The organism is Dactylosporangium aurantiacum (genome assembly GCF_000716715.1).
GTDB lineage: Bacteria > Actinomycetota > Actinomycetes > Mycobacteriales > Micromonosporaceae > Dactylosporangium > Dactylosporangium aurantiacum.
The window spans coordinates 54,364-74,054 of the sequence record NZ_JNYJ01000015.1 but is presented as its reverse complement, the minus strand read 5'-3'; the positions used below and the strand labels follow the sequence as shown (position 1 = coordinate 74,054).

The 19,691-nt window shown below is 70.7% G+C and carries 16 protein-coding genes and 1 pseudogene; 9 read left to right on the top strand and 8 right to left on the bottom strand.

What is annotated here, in order from left to right:
* Nucleotides 1–125: 125 nt before the first annotated feature.
* Together OP18_RS18850 and OP18_RS18845 are read right to left on the bottom strand one after the other, a co-directional pair.
* On the bottom strand, nucleotides 126–2,348 hold the full coding sequence (locus tag OP18_RS18850; RefSeq protein WP_033360251.1) for a M4 family metallopeptidase: 2,223 nt from the start codon (nucleotides 2,346–2,348) through the stop codon (nucleotides 126–128).
* A 134-nt stretch (nucleotides 2,349–2,482) separates the two neighbouring features.
* Nucleotides 2,483–3,187: an HAD family hydrolase gene (locus OP18_RS18845; RefSeq protein WP_052386936.1), complete on the bottom strand. Its 705-nt coding sequence runs from the start codon at nucleotides 3,185–3,187 to the stop codon at nucleotides 2,483–2,485.
* A gap of 70 nt (nucleotides 3,188–3,257) precedes the next feature.
* Between OP18_RS18845 and OP18_RS18840 the strand changes: the two genes are divergently transcribed.
* Nucleotides 3,258–3,659 (top strand): hypothetical protein, encoded by a 402-nt coding sequence (locus OP18_RS18840; protein ID WP_156089614.1) that lies wholly within the window; start codon nucleotides 3,258–3,260, stop codon nucleotides 3,657–3,659.
* A 51-nt stretch (nucleotides 3,660–3,710) separates the two neighbouring features.
* A complete protein-coding gene (locus OP18_RS18835; RefSeq protein WP_245635437.1) occupies nucleotides 3,711–4,844 on the top strand; it encodes a magnesium and cobalt transport protein CorA in 1,134 nt (377 codons plus the stop codon).
* A 17-nt stretch (nucleotides 4,845–4,861) separates the two neighbouring features.
* On the opposite strand, the gene OP18_RS18830 is transcribed toward OP18_RS18835, so the two are convergent.
* The gene (locus OP18_RS18830) at nucleotides 4,862–5,071 is read right to left on the bottom strand and encodes a hypothetical protein (protein ID WP_033360249.1); all 210 of its coding nucleotides are present in this window, start codon (nucleotides 5,069–5,071) and stop codon (nucleotides 4,862–4,864) included.
* Nucleotides 5,072–5,313: 242 nt separating this feature from the next.
* Between OP18_RS18830 and OP18_RS18825 the strand changes: the two genes are divergently transcribed.
* From OP18_RS18825 to OP18_RS60645, 4 genes and pseudogenes are all read left to right on the top strand, one after another.
* On the top strand, nucleotides 5,314–5,805 hold the full coding sequence (locus tag OP18_RS18825) for a hypothetical protein (protein WP_033360248.1): 492 nt from the start codon (nucleotides 5,314–5,316) through the stop codon (nucleotides 5,803–5,805).
* Nucleotides 5,806–6,694: 889 nt separating this feature from the next.
* The gene (locus OP18_RS52710; RefSeq protein ID WP_052386935.1) at nucleotides 6,695–7,507 is read left to right on the top strand and encodes an AraC family transcriptional regulator; all 813 of its coding nucleotides are present in this window, start codon (nucleotides 6,695–6,697) and stop codon (nucleotides 7,505–7,507) included.
* A 115-nt stretch (nucleotides 7,508–7,622) separates the two neighbouring features.
* Nucleotides 7,623–8,246 carry a dihydrofolate reductase family protein gene (locus OP18_RS18810; protein ID WP_245635436.1) on the top strand — a complete coding sequence of 208 codons (624 nt, stop codon included), beginning with the start codon at nucleotides 7,623–7,625 and terminating at the stop codon, nucleotides 8,244–8,246.
* Nucleotides 8,247–8,251: 5 nt separating this feature from the next.
* Nucleotides 8,252–8,707: pseudogene (locus OP18_RS60645) on the top strand (dihydrofolate reductase family protein); the annotation flags it as partial.
* Here the strand turns inward: OP18_RS60645 and OP18_RS59680 are convergent.
* From OP18_RS59680 to OP18_RS18790, 3 genes are all read right to left on the bottom strand, one after another.
* Entirely contained in the window at nucleotides 8,620–9,162 is a 543-nt protein-coding gene (locus OP18_RS59680) for a VOC family protein (RefSeq protein WP_211273593.1), read from the bottom strand. The pseudogene OP18_RS60645 and the gene OP18_RS59680 overlap by 88 nt on opposite strands.
* A 662-nt stretch (nucleotides 9,163–9,824) precedes the next feature.
* Nucleotides 9,825–12,311: a DNA gyrase/topoisomerase IV subunit A gene (locus OP18_RS18795; RefSeq protein ID WP_033360245.1), complete on the bottom strand. Its 2,487-nt coding sequence runs from the start codon at nucleotides 12,309–12,311 to the stop codon at nucleotides 9,825–9,827.
* Between the two features lie 23 nt (nucleotides 12,312–12,334).
* A complete protein-coding gene (locus OP18_RS18790; RefSeq protein ID WP_033360339.1) occupies nucleotides 12,335–14,392 on the bottom strand; it encodes a DNA gyrase/topoisomerase IV subunit B in 2,058 nt (685 codons plus the stop codon).
* Between the two features lie 241 nt (nucleotides 14,393–14,633).
* Here OP18_RS18790 and OP18_RS18785 point away from each other — a divergent pair, with 241 nt between their 5' ends.
* A complete protein-coding gene (locus OP18_RS18785) occupies nucleotides 14,634–16,274 on the top strand; it encodes a methyl-accepting chemotaxis protein (protein WP_211273591.1) in 1,641 nt (546 codons plus the stop codon).
* Here the strand turns inward: OP18_RS18785 and OP18_RS57275 are convergent.
* Nucleotides 16,257–16,433, bottom strand: coding sequence for a hypothetical protein (locus OP18_RS57275; RefSeq protein ID WP_156089613.1), 177 nt, complete (start codon nucleotides 16,431–16,433; stop codon nucleotides 16,257–16,259). The two genes, OP18_RS18785 and OP18_RS57275, sit on opposite strands and share 18 nt — an antisense overlap.
* The gene (locus OP18_RS18780) at nucleotides 16,409–16,957 is read right to left on the bottom strand and encodes a hypothetical protein (protein WP_156089612.1); all 549 of its coding nucleotides are present in this window, start codon (nucleotides 16,955–16,957) and stop codon (nucleotides 16,409–16,411) included. The genes OP18_RS57275 and OP18_RS18780 overlap by 25 nt, the downstream gene beginning before the upstream one ends.
* An 84-nt stretch (nucleotides 16,958–17,041) precedes the next feature.
* Here OP18_RS18780 and OP18_RS18775 point away from each other — a divergent pair, with 84 nt between their 5' ends.
* Entirely contained in the window at nucleotides 17,042–18,010 is a 969-nt protein-coding gene (locus OP18_RS18775) for a sulfite exporter TauE/SafE family protein (protein ID WP_081970879.1), read from the top strand.
* A 28-nt stretch (nucleotides 18,011–18,038) separates the two neighbouring features.
* Nucleotides 18,039–19,676: a glucose-6-phosphate isomerase gene (pgi, locus tag OP18_RS18770; RefSeq protein ID WP_156089611.1), complete on the top strand. Its 1,638-nt coding sequence runs from the start codon at nucleotides 18,039–18,041 to the stop codon at nucleotides 19,674–19,676.
* Nucleotides 19,677–19,691 lie beyond the last annotated feature (15 nt).

Genomic DNA, 19,691 nt, shown 5'->3' with positions numbered 1-19,691 from the left:
CACCGAGCGTGAGCGTTGTCCCGTGGACGTATCGAATGCATCTCGGCGAGGTCACACATTGGCGCAGGCGGGACCGATCGGTGCCCGCCTGCGCCGTAGTGGGGTTTTTGTGCTCCGTCACCGGCCTACAGGGTGAGGCTCCAGGTGTCGATCCGGCCCGTGTCGAGGCTGGCCGCGTCCCGGACCCGCAGGGTCCACGTGCCGTTGGCGGCCTCGCTGGACAGGTTGACGGTGAAGGTCTGGATGATGTTGTCGGCGCTGCCGCCGGCCCGGTTCGACAGGTTGTAGACCGAGCCGTCGGGGGCGACGAGATCGACGACCAGGTCACCCTTGTACGTGTGGTAGATCGTCACCGGCACGGAGCTGGTGGCCGACGCGTTGCGGTTGCAGCCACTGATGGTGATCGTGCTGGTGACCGTCGTGTTGTCGGGGATCGCCACGTCGTTGCCGTTGGTGCCGGTGCAGCCGGGCGGGCCGTTGACGGTCAGGGTGAACGTGACGGTCCGGGTCGAGCTGGCGCCGGTGCCGGTCACGGTGACCGGGTACGTGCCGGCCGGGGTCGACGCCGAGGTGGTGATCGTCAGCGTGGCCTGGCCGTTGCCCGAGCTGATCGAGGACGGGCTGAAGCCGGCGGTCGCACCCGACGGCAGGCCGGACGCGGTGAGCGCCACCGTCTGCGCGGAGCCGTTGGTGACGGTCGCGGAGATCAGGCTCGTCACCGAGCCGCCCGGATCGACCGACCCACTCGCCGGCGTGGCGGCGAGGGAGAAGTCGTTGCCGGTCGGGCAGGCGGCGTCGTTGCCGGCGACGTTGACCGCGGTCCACGCGGCCTGGACCGCCTTGTACTCGGCGGAGCAGGTGCCGTGCAGGTCGGTCGCGGCGCGCAGCGTGTACGCCCGCGCCGTGTTGGCGGGGTTGCTGGTGTTCACGTATGACGTGTTCGACGTGAAGTACACGTCGAGCGCGCGGTACCAGATCTTCTCCGCCTTGGCCCGGCCGATGCCGACGACCGCGGGGGCGGAGCCGCAGACCGGCGAGGTGCCGTACGCGGTGGCGCCGGTGCCCTCGGCGAGGTTGAAGAAGAAGTGGTTCGCCACGCCGGAGCTGTAGTGCACGTCGACGTTCTTCGTGCTGGTCGACCAGCAGCCGTGCGACGAGCCGTCCAGCGTCGGGTTGTACATGTACCGCAGCGGCGTGTTGTTGCCGTTGATGTTGATCTTCTCGCCGATCTGGTAGTCGCCAGGGTCGCTGGGCGCGGCGGCGTAAAACTCGACCATCGAGCCGAAGATGTCGCTGGTGGCCTCGTTGAGACCGCCGGACTCGCCGGAGTAGACCAGGCCGGCCAGGGCCTCGGTGACGCCGTGGCTCATCTCGTGGCCGGCCACGTCGAGCGCGACGAGGGGCCGGCTGTTGCTGGAGCCGTCGCCGTAGGTCATCTGCGCGCCGTCCCAGAACGCGTTGACGTAGTTGTTGCCGTAGTGCACCCGGCTCGGCACACCGTTACCGTTGCCGAAGATGCCGTTGCGGCCGTGCACGTTCTTGAAGTAGTCGAACGTCTTCGCCGCGCCGAAGTGCGCGTCGACGCCCGCGGACTGCCGGTTGGAGTTGGCGCCGGTGCCCCACGTGTTGTCCGCGTCCGTGAACGTGGTGCACGTGCTGGTGCCGTTGTTCATGTCGCAGGTGCGGCCGTTGCCGTGCGAAGGGTCGATCATCTGGTAGGTCGAGCCGGACAGCGTCGTGTCGATCGTGACCGTGCCCGAGTAGATGCTGTTGCCGGTGCCGTTGACCGTCTCGATCTCGTCGAAGGCGCCGCGCACCGCGTTGCTGTTGGCGTCGGTGATGACGTGCAGCTTCGACGGGGTCTGACCGTCCGTCTGCCAGCCACTGACGACGGTCTCGTACGCGAGGACGCCGGTGCCGCCGCTGGCGTCGACGAACAGCTCCGGGCTGCCGACGGCGGTGACCGTGCCGCTGAACGCCGACTTCGCCTTCGCGCCCGCGGCGGACCTGGCGACCGCGGCGGTGGTGCCGATCGTCAGCGGTGCGTGCAGGCCGACGGAGGTCCCGGCGAACGTGCCGTCCGGCGCCGCGTGCACGACGAAGTCGCCGCCGTAGACCCGCAGGCCGTGGTACGTGCGCGTGTAGCGGGTGTGGGTGGCGCCGTTGGCGTCCTTCTTGGTGCTGGAGACCGCGTAGGCCTCGCTGTCGGCGGCGCGGATGTCGGCGCGGTGGGCCTGCAGGTTCGACGGGGTCGGTGTGCTGGGCGACGCGCCGGCCGGCGACGCGCCGGCGGCGAGCACGCCCCCGGCGAGTAGCAGTGCGCTGGCGGCGGCGATCGATCGTTTCACTCGGCCTCCCTGGCAGCAGATACTTCGTGGCGGTAGCCACGCATGTACATATAGCAATGGGTTTGCACGGCCGTTTCATATCACTTCGTCCATACCACCGGCGCCGTCACCCGTTGGGGTGCGCGGTGTCGCGGCTACCGCACGGCGGCCCGCAGCACCCCCGGCAGGTCGAGCACCGAGCGCAGCCGGCGGTCCCCGGGGACGTCGGCGCGCCCGGCCGGGTCGATGAGGTACGCGGTCATCCCGAAGCGCTCGGGGCCGGCGAAGTCGGCGGCGTACGTGTCACCGACGAAGACCGCCGCGCCGGGCTCGATGCCGAGCCGCTCGACGGTCGCGGCGTAGACGGCCGGATGGGGCTTGCGCCGGCCGACCTCCACCGACGTCACCACGGCGTCCATCACGTCCAGGATGCCCATGGCGGCGAGATGGCCGGGGACCAGGTCCGGCTGGTGCGTGTTGGTGACGACGGCGAGCCGGTACACCCGCGACAACGACCGCACCAAGGAAACGACCCCTTCGGGGTAGGAGACGCCGGCGTTCCACTCGGCCAGGTAACCGCCGATGAACGCGTCCACCTCGCCGGCGCCGGGCCGCCGCCCGAGGACCTCGGCCAGGTAGGCGGTGCCGACCTGGGTCATCGAGAACTCGCGGTCCTCGGCCTCGCTGCCCGCGTCGAACCCGGCGAACGTGCGGTCCCACCCCTCGAGGAACTGCGCGTAGGAGACCCCGGCGCCGAGCCGCGTGAGCGCCGCGTACGTGCGCGGGTACCCCTGCGCGGTGCGCCGCGCGTCGTAGTCCACGAGCGTGCCGAAGAAGTCGAACAGGATGTGCGTGCGCATCCCGCACCTTAACGGCGGCGCGTATCGACGGGTCTTGAAGCCCCGGGCTACCCGGGAGTAACTTGACCGGATGCGAATGGTGGCACAGGTCATCGCGGCGGTCGGGATCCTCGTCGAGGGCGTGGTCGTCGGCGCCGCCCTGTTCGTGGTGGGCGGGGTGATCGGGGCGTACTCGATGTCGCTCAACGGCGCCGACCCGGGCCACGCGCAGGTGGCGATCCGCGTCGCGGCCGTCGCGCTCGGGGTGCTGCTGGTCGCCCTGGCCGTGCGGCTGTTCGTCGCCGCGCTGCGGCAGCGGGCGGCCCGCCGGTGGACGGTCGTGGCGCTGGTCGTGCAGTGCGTGGTCGTGACGATCGCCGGGGTGGCGCTCGGCTGGGAGGTGTTCGCCGGCACGCTGCTCGTGCTGGGCACCCTCCTCTATGTGGTGCTGGACGAAAGCGACCAGCCCGCCCGCGCACTGTCCGGCAGCTGACCACCCGCCTCGGCTCCCCACGACGATCAACGCGGTAGCGTGGCGCGCAGCGTGACGCTCGGCGTGAAGGGGCCAGGGGTGCAGCAGGTCAAGGTGGGCCGGCGGGTCGGCCGGATGATCGGCCGGATGATGCGCCACCTGCAGCCGGAGGAGCCGCTGCCGCACCTGCTCGCCGGCGCCGCCGAGGACGACGCGGTGGTCGACTGCGCGCTGTACGTGCGCGGCGCGCGCCAGCCCGGACGGCCCACCTTCCACGACGCCTACGCGGCGGCCCGGCGCCGGCGCAACGGGTTCGTCTGGCTGGGGCTCTTCCAGCCGACGTGGGCGCAGTTCGCGGCGGTCGCCGAGGAGCTCGGCCTGGACGACCTGACCACCGAGAAGGCCCTCGCGCCGGAGCGCCGGCCCACCGTCGAGCGCCGCGGCGACGTGACGATGCTCATCGTGCGCACCGCCCGCTACGTCGAGCACGCCGAGCTGACCGCCACCTCCGAGGTCGTCGACACCGGCGCGGTGACGCTGCTCATCGGCGCGCATTTCGTGGTGTCCGTCCGCCACGGCGGCGCCGGCGCCCTGGCCGACGTCCGCCAGCGGCTCGAGCAGCGCCCCGCCATGCTCGGCAACGGCCCCTGGGCGGTCGCCTACGCGGTGTGCGACCGGATGGTCGACGTCTACCACGAGGTCGCCGCCGACGTGGAGCAGGACGTGGAGCAGCTGGAGCAGACCGCGTTCCTGCGGGTCGGCGGCTGCGACGTGCAGCAGATCTACCAGCTGAAGCGGGAGCTGGTCGAGTTCAAGCGGGCGGTGCTGCCGCTGCAGGCGCCGTTACGGCGGATGAACGACCCGGCCGTGGTGGAGCTGCCGCCGCAGCTGCGGCAGTACTTCGCCGACATGCACGGCCGGCTCACCCAGGTCGTAGAACAGGTCGCCTCCGACAACGAGCTGCTCGACTCGATCCTGCAGGCCCGCCTCGCCCAGGTCGGCCTGGACCAGAACAACGACATGCGCAAAATCGCCTCCTGGGCCGCGATCGCCGCGCTGCAGACCGCGATCGCCGGGATCTACGGGATGAACTTCGAGCGCATCCCGGGACTGCAGTGGCAGTACGGGTTCTACCTGATCCTGCTGATCATGGCCGTCGGCTCGGTGATCCTGTACCGCTTGTTCCGGCGGTCCGGCTGGCTGTGACGCTTGTCGTCCCCGGCTCAGTCCCAGTCGCGCTGGATCTCGTCGTGCATCACCCGCATGACCGGCCACAGGACACCGCGCGGGAGGCCGGCGACGGCGACGTGCTCGCGGACGACGGCGGTGGCCGCCGCGGTCCACGGCGCGACCAGCTGACCCGGCGGCACCGCCCAGGCCATCAGGCAGCCCACCTCGACCAGCGCGCCGAGCACCGCGTCGCGGGCCGGCACGGTGCTCGCCGGCGTCTGCGGCAGGCCGTCGTGCAGGCGACGCTGCGCGGCGACCCGCCCGGCGTGGTCGAGCAGGAGGTCCTTGCGCTCCCGCGGGATGAAGCCCCGGTACCGCGGCGCCGACCGGCCCTGGGCCGTCAGCCGGTCCAGCCACGGCTGCAGCGTGTGGAACGACTTGCGGATGCTCTTGCGCAGCTCCTTCTCCCCCGGAACCCGCCGCCACGGTCACGACTCGGGGATGCGTGAGACTTCTCGTGCTGCTGCCGGCCGTCATGCTGCTGTCCGCCGGGTGTACGTCGTCACCTCCACCCCGGGCGGCGCCGCAGGCCACGTCGCCGGGCGCCCCGGCGACCGCGGCCCGCACCGGCTGCGGGTCCGTGGTCGAGACCGGGCCCCTGCCCGAGTGGGCCCGCGCCGGCTTCTCCGGCGACGCCCGCATGCCCCACGTCATGGGCGACCGCGGCGACATCGTGGCCGCCATCTTCGGCCACCCGTTGGCACTCACCAGACCCGACGGCTCGTCCAACAAGATCCTGTGGGTCTCCAAACCGTCCGACCCACCGGGCGACCTGCAGATCACCGCCACCCGCGACGGCACCACCGACCCGGTACGGCGCACCGTGCCCGGCGGCCCCGGCCCGTCCATCATCGACCTGCCGCAGGCGGGCTGCTGGCGGCTCACCCTCACCTGGTCCGGCCACTCGGACACCATGGACCTCGTGTACCTGCCGTGACCTCCGGTCGCGCCGCGCCGCACCGCACCGCGCAGCCGCCGCCGACGTGGTGGTCAGCGGCAGAGGTCTGCGGCTGTGGGCTCATCGGGACCGGACGTCGCCGCGATGTGGCAACGGTGGTCGCCTTCCTCTTGCAACGTCGCGGATCCTGGCGACCTGCGTGGAGAACCTCGACACGGTGCTCGGAGTGTTCAACCGGTGGCGAGGAGCGGTACTACCTCCAGCAGTCGCGCATCACGGCTGCTGCCGTGCTCGCCACGACGGATGCGTGAGAGCGCAGGTCGTCGCACGACGCGGCGAGGTGAGCACGACCAGGTTGTCGTCGCATACCTCGACGCTGCCTCGGAAGCCGCCGCCGCGGAGCGTCTCCCGGAGGTAATCGACGAAATACTCGCCGAACAGGCCCTGCTCGGATATCCGGGGCCAGGAACCAGGACCGCTTCCCGTGATCCGCATCCCAGGTCGCGTACTTGCAGATCAGCGGCTCGATCATCAGAGGGTCGTACTCGCCCAAAGAGTCCACGGGATCGGTCGGCGTCGTACGTTGCTCGCGTTCGTGCCAGTTGACCAATTGGTAGCCGATGTCGTTAGGTCGACGACGTAGCACCTCGACGTTGTGGCGCACCCGGCGCATCGTCTCCACTGCCACGCTCTTGGCGTCGGTGAGAACCTCTCCGCGGACCGCCGAGCCCAGGTCCCGCAGGTCGGCCCAGATTTGTTCGTGCTCACCACGGACAACGCTGAAGGTAACGCACCGAGCGATCTTCCGGCCCGGCGTTGGTGGCCGCAAGGCGGGCAATCATGGGCGCCGAGCAACCGTTCGCTCAGCAAGATCTGCGCCGACGCAGGAGTGCGCCGATGATGGAGGAGGCCGTCCGAAGGGATCTTCATGAGCGAACATGGAACGTACGTCTTCCAGTCCGACATGGTCACCGTGATCGCCGCACGGTGGATGGGTGATCCCGGTCCGGTGCAGGTCCACGATTGGGATGCTGTCGAGCTGGCGTTACCGCGGCAGGGGTGCCTGTCGTACCGGGACCGGCGGGGTCGGGCGTTGGTGGATCCGACTCACTGCCTGCTCATCCCGCCGCTGCAGGAGGCCCGGACCGCACATCTGACCCCCGATGGCGTTCTGGAGTCGATGCTGTTCTTCGGCCGGCCGGTGCTGGAGGCGCTGGGCGTGGACAGCACCGTCGTCCCGCTGTCGGCCGTCGTGACCCCGGTCATGCAGGTGCAGCACCGGCGGCTGCTGGTCGCGGCGTCGCAGCTGGCCGATCCGGTGACACTGCAGGAGATCGCGATCGGGCTGCTCGCCGACGCTGTTGCGCAACAACGCCCCCGCCAAGTTGCCGGGGGCAGACCGGCCGCCGCTCGAGTCCGGCGGGCACTCGTGGACAACGCGCGGGCCCTGCTGAACGCAGAGCCGCAGCTGGACAGCATCGTCGTGCTCGCCGACCGCCTTGAGACCTCGCCGCACCATCTCAGTCGGGTCTTTCACGAACAGACCGGGAGCACACTCGGCGAGTACCGCACCCGCCTGCGGGTCAACCTCGTCCTCGATCACCTCTGCGCGGATACGGATCGTCGGAGTCTGGCCGACATCGCCGCTGTCTGCGGATTCGCCGACCATGCGCATATGACCCGCACCGTCCGGCGATACACCGGTCATACCCCCTCCGCACTTCGCACCACGCTGGGCTGAGCCGCCCCCGAGCGGCGGAGCGAAGCGCCGATCTGCTCGTGGACACCGATGTTCAAGACAGCGCCGCCGAGGTGGTCGAGGCTACAAGAGTCGGGCCGCCGGCCCAATGAGCCCGGTGTCGGTGGCGAGGGTCTGGATCAACGGGCCGGGTCGGGTAAGGGAGTTAGAAGAATTCATGCGTAACGTGGTCTTGTACATGTCGATGTCGCTGGACGGGTTCGTCGGCAGCGATCGTGAGCACCCCGGGATGGCGATCCCGGAGGGCGCCGAGCTGCGGCAATGGAAGCTGCAGCGCATCAGCAACGCCGGCGCTCACCTCATGGGCCGGGTGACGTATGAGGAGATGTCGTCGTTCTGGCCGCAGTCGCAGGACGATTACGCCGCGCCGATGAACGGCATTCCCAAGTTGGTGTTCTCGCGGACACTCAGCGACGCCGAGGCCGCCTGGCCGGTGACCCGGGTCGCACGCGGTGACCTCCGGACCGAGATCGCCGCGATCAAGGCTGAGCCCGGCCCGGACGTCATCGTCTGGGGCGGGGGTCGGCTGGCCGGCGCGCTGATCGCGGCAGATCTGATCGACGAGTACCGCCTGCTGGTCCAGCCGCTGGTCCTGGGCCGCGGTCAGGCGCTGTTCGACCAGCTCCCAGCGTCGCGGCACCTGCACCTCGTCGAGGCGGTGCCGTTCCCCAGCGGAATCGTCGTGCACGTCTACGGCCGCAGCGCGGCAGACGAAGGCTGACCAACATGGGCAAGGTACAAGCGCAGGCGATCATGTCGCTCGACGGGTATATCGCCAAGCAGGACAACACCATCGGCCGGTTGTTCGACTGGCTGCGGAACGGCGAGGTCGCCCTGCAGACCCCCGCCGGAGACTTCGAGGTCCACCTCAGCCCGCCCAGCGCGGCGTATTGGCAGCAGTGGTACTCCTCGTTGGGGGTCCTGGTCTGCGGTCGCAACCTTTTCGACGTGGCCGGCGGCTGGCAGGGCCGGCACACCCTCGACGTCCCCGTTGTCGTGGTCACCCACCACGTCCCGACGGATTGGGTGCTGGCTCATCCCGACGCCCCGTTCACGTTTGTGACCGAAGGTGTCGAGACTGCCATCGCCCGCGCTCAGGGGATCGCCGGCGACCGCATCGTCTCTGTCACCGGCGGGACCATCGCCCGGCAGTGTCTCGAGCTGGGGCTGCTCGACGAGGTGGCTGTCGATCTCGTACCGGTCGTCATGGGCGAGGGCAACCGGCCCTTTTCGGCCAGCTCGCCTCCGACGACGTGGAGCTCGGCAACCCGACGATCTGCGTTCAGGGGGATCGGGTCACTCACCTCGTCTTTCCCATCGTCCGATAACACCTTCTTCGGAGTTGGGCTGCAATCCAAGCGGGTGGCTCCTGCGGCGAGGACGCGCGCCCCGGTTGTTGCGAAGTCGTCGACGAAGGAATCGAGATGCATCTGCATCGGTACCGCGCCCGCCGGCCATACCGGCCGGCGGAAGTTGTCGACCTGCTGCAACGCGATGTCGGCGTGGGGTCCGGTCGCGGTTGCCCAGCGCGAGTTTCCCCTCTCCACGCCACCGGTGACTACGGCGTAGAACCTGGCTAACGCGACAGCGTCGGGCGCGTTGACCGTGACACCGCTGAGCCTGATCGTATCGGACATCAGTCAGTGGCCATCTGCTCGCAGGTCGATGTGAGCTCTGCCCAACGTGCGCGCCAGCCCGGCTCCGGCCGCCTGTTCGGTCCGGGATTCGGGACAGGCCGTAGCCTCGTCCCGGAGCGACCGCCCGAGGTCCTCAAGGTGGGCCTGCCGTCCGGCGTCGTGGGAGTAGAGGCGTTCCAGTGGCAGGCCACACTCCTCGACGACCAGGCGTGTCCTACGGCCCTCCGGCCATGAGCGCGCCGGCCGCTTGGCCGGGCACCCTCTACACAGCGTGATCGCGGCGAGAGTGGGTTCGGTCATGCTGGGGCCAAATGTGACCGTCTCGATGGGGCCAGTCCTGTGGTCCGTCACAGCCAGCCGCCCCGAAGCGGCGAGCACGACGCGGACGACACGACGCAAGAAGCAGCACGGCGCGAGGAACACCGGACGGAAAGCACGGCAGGCGGCGCAGAACGGCGTGGCCACTGCGGGCGGGCACGGCATATTTCTCCGTGCCCGCGTGGCGAACGACGCCGCCCGACCGGCGAGCGAGGCCGCCGTATGCCGCACACCAGGCCCGCACACCAGGCCCGCGGCCCGGTCACCGCAGCACTACGGCTGGGCGGCCCGGACAGCGCGGAACGCTACCCGGGCCGGTGCCGGCAGTGGGGCGGAGGCGGCGGTCAGCCGCGCTCGACCAGGTGGCCGACGATCTCCGGGGCGCGCAGCTGGGCGCCCGAACCGTCGCGGCGCTGGTCGGGGGCGGGCAGGTCGCGCGGCTCGCCCTTGGCGGACGAGGCGGCCGGGCGGGGGCCGACCCAGGCGAGCACCAGGTGGCTCTCGCCCTTGAGGAAGCGCTGCGCGCGCACGCCGCCGGTGGCTCGGCCCTTCGGGGGGTACAGCCGCAGCGGGGTCACCTTGGCGTTGCCGATGGTGGCGGTGACGACCATGGGCTCGCCGTGCTGCGGGTCCTGGGTGTCGACGGCGCCGAAGAAGAGGACCTGGGCGCCGGCGGACAGGGCGATGCCGGCCATGCCGCCGCCCTTGAGGCCCTGGGGCCGCACGAGCTTGGCGGGGAAGCGCAGCAGCGACGCGTCGGAGGAGACGAACGCGAGGGTCTCGGCGCCGTCGGTGAGCCACGTGCCGCCGACGACCTCGTCGCCGTCGCGCAGGCCGATGACCTCGAACTCGTCGGCGCGGACGGGCCACTCGGGGGCGCAGATCTTCACCGCGCCGTTGCGGGTGCCCAGGGCGAGGCCGGGTGAGCCCTCGGCGCCGGGTCCGCCGAGCGGGGCGAGGGCGACGACGGTCTCGCCGGCCTGCAGGGGCACGAGCTCGGCGGTGGACATGCCGCCGCGCAGCGAGACGGTGCCGGCCTGCTCGGGCAGGACGGGCAGCGGCAGCACGTCGACCTTGAACGCCCGGCCGAGGCTGGTGACGAGCAGGACCTGACCGCGGGCCGTGGTGTGCACGACGGCGCGGACGGTGTCGTGCTTGTCGCGGCCGGCCTTGCGGCTGCCCTCGGGGGCCTCCTCCGACTCGGCGGCGGTGCGGGCGACCAGGCCGGTCGCGGACAGCAGCACCTGGCACGGATCGTCGGACACCTCGAGCGGCCCGGCGGGGACCGATGCGGCGAGGACCTCCTTGAGGTCGCCGTCGATGAGCGTGGTGCGGCGCGGCTGCGCGAACTCCTTGACGACGGCGGCGAGCTCGTCGGAGACGACCTTCTTGAGGACCTTCTCGTCGTCGAGGATCTGGCTGAGCGCGGCGATCTCCTCGTTGAGCCGGGCCTGCTCGGCCTCCAGCTCGATGCGGTCGTAGCGGGTGAGGCGCCGCAGCGGGGTGTCCAGGATGTAGCTGGCCTGGATGTCGCTGAGGCCGAACTCGCTCATCAGTGACGCCTTCGCGGCGGCGGCGTTCTCGCTGGCGCGGATGAGGGCGACGACCCGGTCGATGTCCAGCAGCGCGACGAGCAGGCCGTCGACGAGGTGCAGCCGGTCGAGGCGCTTCTTGCGGCGGAACTCGGTGCGCCGGGTCACGACCTCGTAGCGGTGGGCGAGGAACACCTCGAGCAGCGGCTTGAGGCCGAGGGTCTGCGGCTGGCCGTCGACGAGGACGAGGTTGTTGACGCCGAAGGACTGCTCGAGGGGGGTCAGCCGGTACAGGTCGGCGAGCAGCGCCTGCGGGTTGACGCCGACCTTGCACTCGATGACGAGGCGGGTGCCGTTCTCCCGGTCGGTGAGGTCCTTGACGTCGGCGATGCCCTGCAGCCGCTTGGTCTTGTTGACCTCATCGGTGATCTTCTCGATGACCTTCTCGGCGCCGATGCCGTACGGCAGCTCGGTGACGGTGATCGCCTGCCGACCGCGGCTGCCCTCGAGCAGGCCGATCTCGACCCGGCCGCGCATGCGCACGACGCCGCGGCCGGTCTCGTACGCGCGGCGGACCTCGTCGAGGCCGAGCAGCAGCCCGCCGGTCGGCAGGTCGGGGCCCGGGACGAACTCCATGAGCTTGTCGAGGCTGGCGCCGGGGTGGTTGATGAGCCAGCGCGCGGCGGCGACGACCTCGCCGAGGTTGTGCGGGATCATGTTGGTGGCCATGCCGACGGCGATGCCGGAGGAGCCGTTGACCAGCAGGTTGGGGAACGCGGCCGGCAGCACCGACGGCTCGTCGAGGGAGCCGTCGTAGTTGGGCCGGAAGTCCACGGTGCCCTCGTCGAGCTCCCCGACGAGCAGCATCGCCTCGCGGGACATCCTCGCCTCGGTGTACCGGGAGGCGGCGGGGCCGTCGTCCGGGGAGCCGAAGTTGCCGTGGCCGTCGATGAGCGGCACGTTGAGCGAGAAGTCCTGCGCCATGCGGACCATCGCGTCGTAGATCGCGCTGTCGCCGTGGGGGTGGTACTTACCCATGACGTCACCGACGACGCGGGACGACTTGACGTGGCCACGGTCGGGGCGGTGCCCCTGCTCGCTCATCGAGAACAGGATGCGGCGGTGCACCGGCTTGAGGCCGTCGCGCGCGTCGGGCAACGCGCGGGAGTGGATGACCGAATACGCATACTCCAGGTAGGAGTCCTCGACCTCGGTGACGAGCGGGTTGTTGAGCACCCGCGCGCCCGCCTGGTCGAAGGCGGACAGGTCGGCCCTCGCTGGTTTGGCCTTGCGTGCCATGTCGGCGGACTACCCTTCCTGACTCAGGCGTCGATGTTGTCTTGGTCGACCCGCGGCGCGGCGTCGATGAGCCAGTTGCGGCGGGGCTCGACCCGCTCCCCCATGAGCAGCTCGAGGACCTCTTCGGCCGCTTCGACGTCGTCGAGGGTGATGCGCCGCACGGCCCTGGTCGCCGGGTTCATCGTGGTGTCCCACAGCTCGTCGGCGTCCATCTCGCCGAGACCCTTGAACCGCGGGATCGGCGTGACGACCTGCTTGCCGGCCTTCTCCAGCCGGGCGACGGTGCTCTCCATCTCGGCCTGGGTGTACGTGTAGATCGTCTCCGGGTTGCGCCCCTTGGTGACGATCTTGTGCAGGGGCGGGACGGCGGCGAAGAGCCGTCCGTCGGCGATCGCCGGGCGCATGTACTTGGCGAACAGCGTGATGAGCAGGGTGCGGATGTGCGAGCCGTCGACGTCGGCGTCGGCCATGATCAGGATCCGCCCGTAGCGCATCGCCTCCAGGTCGAAGGTGCGGCCGGAGCCGGCGCCGAGGACCTGCACGATCGCGGAGCACTCCGCGTTGTCCAGCACCTGCTGGATGTTGGCCTTCTGCACGTTGAGGATCTTGCCGCGGATCGGCAGGAGTGCCTGATACTCCGAGGAGCGGGCCATGCGGGCGGTGCCGAGCGCGCTGTCACCCTCGACGATGAACAGCTCGCTGCGCTGCACCCCGGTGGAGCGGCAGTCGACGAGCTTCGCGGGCATCGACGCGCCCTCGAGGGCGGTCTTGCGCCGGGCGGCGTCCTTCTGCTGCTTCTGGGTGAGGCGCACCCGCGCCGCGTCGACGATCTTCTGCAGGACGGTGCGGGCCTCGACCTTGGTCTTGCGCGCCTCGACCCACGCCTTGATCTGCTGCTCGACGATGCCCTGCACGACCCGGGTGACCGGCGCCGTGGACAGCTCGTCCTTGGTCTGCGAGGTGAACTGCGGCTCGGGGATGCGCACGTGGATGACCGCGGTCATGCCCTCGAGCACGTCGTCGATCGTCGGCAGGTCCTCCTTGGGCCGCAGCAGGCCGCGGGTGTTGCGGATGGCGTCGGCGAGGGCCCGCAGCGCGCCGCGCTCGAAGCCGCGCCGGTGCGTGCCGCCGTGCACGTTGCGGATCGTGTTGGTGAACGACTCCACGACCCGCTCGTAGCCGGTGCCCCAGCGCAGCGCGATCTCGATCTCGGCGCGGCGCTCGACGTTGGCCTTCATGACGCCGTTCTCGTCGGCGGCATTCTCCTTGTAGGTGCCCTCGCCGGTGATGTGCAGCAGCCCGCAGACCGCGCGGTCGCCGGACGGCGCCAGGAACTCCACCATGTCGGCCAGGCCGTTGGGGTAGTGGAACGTCTCGGTCGAGATCTGCCCGCCGGTCGCGTCCTTGAGCACATAGGCGACGCCGGGGACCAGGAACGCGGTGTTGCGCAGCTTGGCGCGGACCGTCTCGACGTCGAGCGCGGCGCCGGTCTCGAAGTAGCGGGCGTCGTGCCAGTAGCGGATCGAGGTGCCGGTGGACGAGCCGCGCTTCATCCGGCCGGTGACGCTGAGCCCCGAGCGGCGGGTGAACGGCGCCGACGGTCCGTTGCCGTCGAAGTCGCCGGGCACGCCGTGCTGGAACGACATGTGGTGGACCTTGCCGTCGCGGCGCACGGTGACGTCGAAGCGGTGCGACAGCGCGTTGACCGCGGAGGCGCCGACGCCGTGCAGACCGCCGGAGGTCTTGTAGCCGGAGCCGCCGAACTTGCCGCCGGCGTGCAGCCGCGTCAGCACCAGCTCGACGCCGGACATCCCCGACTTGGCGTGCACGTCGACGGGGATGCCGCGGCCGTCGTCGTCGACCTGGACGGAACCGTCGGCGTGCAGGGTCACCTCGACGCGGGTCGCGTGGCCGGCGATGCCCTCGTCGGTGGAGTTGTCGACGATCTCGTTGAACAGGTGAGCGACGCCGCGGCTGTCGGTCGAGCCGATGTACATGCCGGGCCGCTTACGGACAGCGTCCAGCCCTTCGAGGAGCGTGAGGTCGTCAGCTCCGTACAAGGTCTCGGGTTGTGCGGTCAACTCGATGCTCTCCAATGATCCTGGTGCGCTGCTGCCCGCGAGCGTAGCCGCAGGGTCTGACAATTCCGTGGCACCCTCGCCGGTTGTGGTGCCCGACGCGTCCCGGAACGCAAACCCGCACGTCCCCGAACGCGAACCCGCGCGTCCCCCACCGGCGCCCGGCAGGTTGCTCCTCAGGTGCGGCCGTGGGCCGCCGATGTGCCGGTCGAACGCCGATCAGGCCGAATGAGGTGCACTTTCCGTGACTGCTCCCACCGCCACGCCGCGTCCCGGTCCGCTCCGCGCCTTTCACGACATGCGGGTCGGCGGCAAGATCTATGTCGCCGTCGTCCTGGTCATCCTGGTGGCGGTCGGGGTCGGCGCCCTGTCGATCGCCCGGATGCGCACGCTCAACGAGCGGCTCACCACGATCAAACGCGAGAACGTCGACGGTCTGCGCTACGCGGACGCGGCCCGCGGCGGGATCGAGAAGATGTATTCGGACCTGGCATTCTACTTCGCCGTCGAGGTCAACAACCCGCAGGGACCGGATGTCGCGAAGTATCTGGCCATGGTGCACGGCGCGGACAAGGTCGTCGACGACGCGGTCGCCGCCTACCGGGCCGCCAAGAACGGCGCCAACGAGGCGCCGCTGCGCGCGTTCGAGGAGGCCACCAGGCAGTACCGGGCGCTGCGCGACACCGTGGTGTTCCGCCAGCCGCCGCCGGCCGGGGTGACCATCCCGACCGGCCAGGCCGAGGTGATCCAGGCGTTCAACAGCGGCCAGCAGCAGATGGACGCGCGGCTGCAGCAGCTCGTCGACGCCGAGGTGGCCAGCGCCGAGGCGCAGGTCACGGCGACCACGGACACGTACCACGCGGCGGTGCGCACGATCGTCGTGGTGATCGTCGTGGGCCTGCTGCTGGCGGTGCTGCTGGCCGCGGCGATCACCCGGCGGATCGTGCGGCCGCTGCGGGAGGTGTCGCAGTCGCTGGCGAAGGTGGCCGCCGGCGATCTGACCCACACCGTGGCGGTCACCTCCCGCGACGAGGTCGGGCAGATGGCCGCGTCGCTCAACCAGGCCACCGAGTCGGTGCGCGAGACGGTGCGGGCGCTGCGCAGCAGCGCCGACACGCTGTCGGCGAACTCCTCGCAGCTCACCTCGCTCAGCGACCGTATCGCGGTGAACGCCGACTCGGCCAGCACCCAGGCCAGCTCCGCCGCGCACAGCGCGGACCAGGTGTCGCGCAACATGCAGACGGTGTCCACGGGCGCCGACGAGATGGGCTCGTCGATCCGCGAGATCTCCGCCAGTGCCAACGAGGGTGCCCGGGTGGCCGCGCAGGCCGTGTCGGTGGCGCAGTCGACGAACGCGACGATCGCGAGCCTCGGCGAGTCCTCGGCGCGGATCGGCTCGGTCATCAAGGCGATCACGTCGATCGCGGAGCAGACGAACCTGCTCGCGCTCAACGCCACCATCGAGGCCGCCCGGGCCGGCGAGGCCGGCAAGGGCTTCGCCGTCGTCGCCGGCGAGGTGAAGGACCTGGCGCAGGAGACGGCGAAGGCGACGGAGGACATCTCCCGCCGGGTGGAGGCGATCCAGGCCGACACGGGCCGGGCGGTCGAGGCGATCAGCGAGATCGGCGACATCATCGCCCGGATCAACGACTACCAGGTGACGATCGCCAGCGCCGTGGAGGAGCAGACCGCGACGACGAACGAGATGCACCGCAACGTCGGCGAGGCCGCCGACCTGGGCACGCAGATCGCCGCGCACATCGGCGGCGTCGCCACGGCCGCGCAGGCCACGGCGCAGAGCACGGCGGAGAGCCGGCGGGCCGCCGCGGACCTGGCCGCCCTGTCCGAGCAGCTGCGCGGCCTGGTGTCACGGTTCCAGTACTGAGCCGCCGCCGAACCGGCCGACGGCCGCCACGATCTCCGGGTCGGTGCGGTCGTTGAGCCGCAGCGGCACCAGGTGCCGCACGCCGCCCGCGGTGACGACCAGCATCCGGAACACGACCACCCGCCGCCGGCCGCTCACGTGCTCGTGCGGTCGATCCACGACCGGTAGCTGTCCCCGGTGCCGTGCGACTCCAGGTAGTACTCGCGCAGGTCGCCGCGGGTGGCGAAGGCGGCGACGAAGAACAGCAGGCAGGCGGCGCAGAACCCGGCGATGCCGTGCACCCACAGATACCATTCCGGCACCGCGCGTGCGTACTCCTGCCGCAGCAGCTCGGGCTCCTCGCCGGTCGGCGCGACGGCCCATTCGGGCCCGCCGACGAGCCCGCACAACAGGGCCAGCCCGAGCAGCGGGCCGATGATCCACAGCGCGGCCCTGACCTTCGGGTTGTGCCGGCGCACGACCAGCGTCAACGCCGCGAGCAGCACCGCGCCGACGGCCGCGACCAGCAGGTTGTTGTGGTAGTCGGCCTCGACCTGCTGCAGCGACCGGGGCGACATGAGCCTGGTGTGCAGCGCGGCGAGGTCGCGCAGCACCGTCGCGGTCACCGCGGCGTCCAGCACCAGCAGCGCGGCGGCCGTCAGGACGGACCAGAAGACCAGCCGGATCTGGGTATCCACCCGCATCGGCACACGCTATCGGGGTGATCCCGCTCGCCGCAGCCCGGTTTAGTATCTACAAAGACGACCGACTTAGTGCACAATTCTCGGATGGACCCAGTGATGGCCCTGGCAGGGCTCGGCGTCGGCATCGTCGTCGGGCTCACCGGCATGGGCGGCGGCGCACTCATGACCCCGATCCTGGTGTTGTTCTTCGGGGTCCCACCGCTCGCCGCGGTCTCCAGCGACCTGGCGGCGAGCGCGGTGATGAAGCCGTTCGGCGGCTGGGTGCACGCCCGCCGCGGCACGGTCAACTGGGCGCTCGTGCGGTGGCTGTGCCTGGGCAGCGTGCCGTCGGCGTTCCTCGGCGTGCTGCTCATGCGGGCACTCGGCGACGGCGAGTCGGTGCAGGACGCCGTCCGGGTCGCGCTCGGCGTGGCGCTGCTGCTCGCGGTCGCCGGGCTGCTGCTCAAGGCGTACAACAGCCGCAAAGCAGGCACATCGGAGGGGACGCCGCACATCACCGTCCGCCCGGTGCCCACGGTGCTGCTCGGCGCGGTCGGCGGTCTGGTCGTCGGCATGACCTCCGTCGGGTCCGGCTCGCTCATCATTGTGATCCTGCTCGCCCTGTACCCGATGCTGCGCCCGAACGATCTCGTCGGCACCGACCTCATCCAGGCCATCCCCCTCGTCGCCGCCGCGGCCCTGGGCCATGCCTTCTTCGGCGACCTGAAGCTCGACCTCGCCGCCGCGGTCCTGGTCGGATCCGTGCCCGGCGTGCTCATCGGCGCCCGACTGTCGTCGCGGGCACCGGCGGGCGTCGTGCGCGCCGCCCTGGTCATCGTGCTGATCGCCAGCGCGCTGAAGCTCTTCGAGGTGTCCACGACCGTGGTCGTCGCGGTCGTCGCGGCCACCACCGCCGGGGCCGTCCTGCTCGCCGCGCGCCGACGTCCGGCATTTCCGGCAGCTGTACCGGTGGAGCCCGCCGAACCGGTCGCCGCCCTCGCCACGGGGTGGGACCAACCGCAAGATCGGCGCACGGAGGACGAGACGGACGCGAAAGGGGCACAATCCCAGTGAGAGTGTGACCTCGCTGAAGGAGTGCTTGATGTCTCACGGCCGTCCCAACCAGCTACCCGAATGGGCCGCGCTGGCCAAACACCGCGCCGAGCTGGGTGAGGTGCACCTGCGGGACCTGTTCGACGACGACCCGCGGCGCGGCGAGAAGTACTCCCTGCAGGTCGGCGACCTGTACCTGGACTACGGCAAGCACCTGGTCACCGACGAGACCCTGGGCCTGCTGCGCGACCTGGCCGCCGCGCGCGGCGTCGCCGAGCTGCGCGACGCCATGTTCCGCGGCGACAAGATCAACTTTACCGAGCACCGGGCGGTGCTGCACACCGCGCTGCGCGCGGCCCGCGACGCGGTCGTCGAGGTCGACGGCGAGAACGTGGTGCCGAAGGTGCACGCCGTGCTGGACCGCATGGCGGCGTTCGCCGAGCGGATCCGCTCCGGCGAGTGGACCGGCTACACCGGCGAGCGGATCACCACGATCGTCAACATCGGCATCGGCGGCTCCGACCTCGGCCCCGCGATGGCGTACGAGGTGCTGCGCGCGTACACCGACCGCAACCTGGAGATGCACTTCGTCTCCAACGTCGACGGCGCCGACCTCTACGAGGCGGTCCGGGCCGCGGACCCGGCCACGACGCTGTTCATCGTGTCGTCCAAGACGTTCACCACGATCGAGACGATCACCAACGCGACCGCCGCCCGCCGGTGGCTGCTCGACGCGTTCGGCGACGACGCCGCGGTCGCCAAGCACTTCGTCGCCGTGTCGACCAACGCCGGCGAGGTCGCGAAGTTCGGCATCGACACGACCAACATGTTCGAGTTCTGGGACTGGGTCGGCGGCCGGTACTCCTACGACAGCGCGATCGGCCTGTCGCTGATGATCGCGCTGGGCCCCGACGGCTTCCGCGAGATGCTCGACGGCTTCCGGCTCATGGACGAGCACTTCCGCACCGCCCCGCCGGAGGCCAACGCGCCGCTGCTGCTGGGCCTGCTGGGCATCTGGTACCGCAACTTCCACGACGCGCAGACCCACGCCGTGCTGCCCTACAGCCACTACCTGTCCCGGTTCACCGCCTACCTGCAGCAGCTGGACATGGAGTCCAACGGCAAGTCCGTCGACCACGACGGCCAGCCGGTGCAGTGGCAGACCGGGCCGGTGGTGTGGGGCACCCCGGGCACCAACGGCCAGCACGCGTACTACCAGCTGATCCACCAGGGCACGATGCTCATCCCGGCCGACCTCATCGGCTTCGCGCAGCCCGCGCCCGGCCTCGGCGTCTTCGCCGACCAGCACGACCTGCTGATGGCCAACCTCTTCGCCCAGGGTCAGGCGCTCGCCTTCGGCAAGACGTCCGAGGAGGTCGCTGCCGAGGGTGTCGCCGCCGAGGAGGTCCCGCACCGCACGTTCCGCGGCGACCGGCCGACCACCACCATCCTCGCGGACAAGCTCACCCCATCCGTGTTGGGGCAGCTCATCGCCCTGTACGAGCACAAGGTCTTCGTCCAGGGCGCCGTCTGGGACATCGACTCCTTCGACCAGTGGGGTGTCGAGCTGGGCAAGGTCCTCGCCAAGCGGATCGAGCCGGCCCTCACCGGCGCCGGGGACACCTCCGCGCTGGACTCCTCGACCGCCGCCCTGGTGTCGCGGTACCGGGCACAGCGCGGCCGCTGAGTGCCGCCCACCGAT

Coding starts and splice junctions, on each gene's coding strand:
- OP18_RS18845 (WP_052386936.1), bottom strand. CDS start 3,187: ATGCGCACGCACATCCTGTTCGACTTCTTCGGCACGCTCGTGGACTAC.
- OP18_RS18840 (WP_156089614.1), top strand. CDS start 3,258: ATGCGAATGGTGGCACAGGTCATCGCGGCGGTCGGGATCCTCGTCGAG.
- OP18_RS52710 (WP_052386935.1), top strand. CDS start 6,695: ATGAGCGAACATGGAACGTACGTCTTCCAGTCCGACATGGTCACCGTG.
- OP18_RS59680 (WP_211273593.1), bottom strand. CDS start 9,162: ATGTCCGATACGATCAGGCTCAGCGGTGTCACGGTCAACGCGCCCGAC.
- OP18_RS18795 (WP_033360245.1), bottom strand. CDS start 12,311: ATGGCACGCAAGGCCAAACCAGCGAGGGCCGACCTGTCCGCCTTCGAC.
- OP18_RS18780 (WP_156089612.1), bottom strand. CDS start 16,957: ATGCGGGTGGATACCCAGATCCGGCTGGTCTTCTGGTCCGTCCTGACG.
- OP18_RS18775 (WP_081970879.1), top strand. CDS start 17,042: ATGGACCCAGTGATGGCCCTGGCAGGGCTCGGCGTCGGCATCGTCGTC.
- pgi (WP_156089611.1), top strand. CDS start 18,039: ATGTCTCACGGCCGTCCCAACCAGCTACCCGAATGGGCCGCGCTGGCC.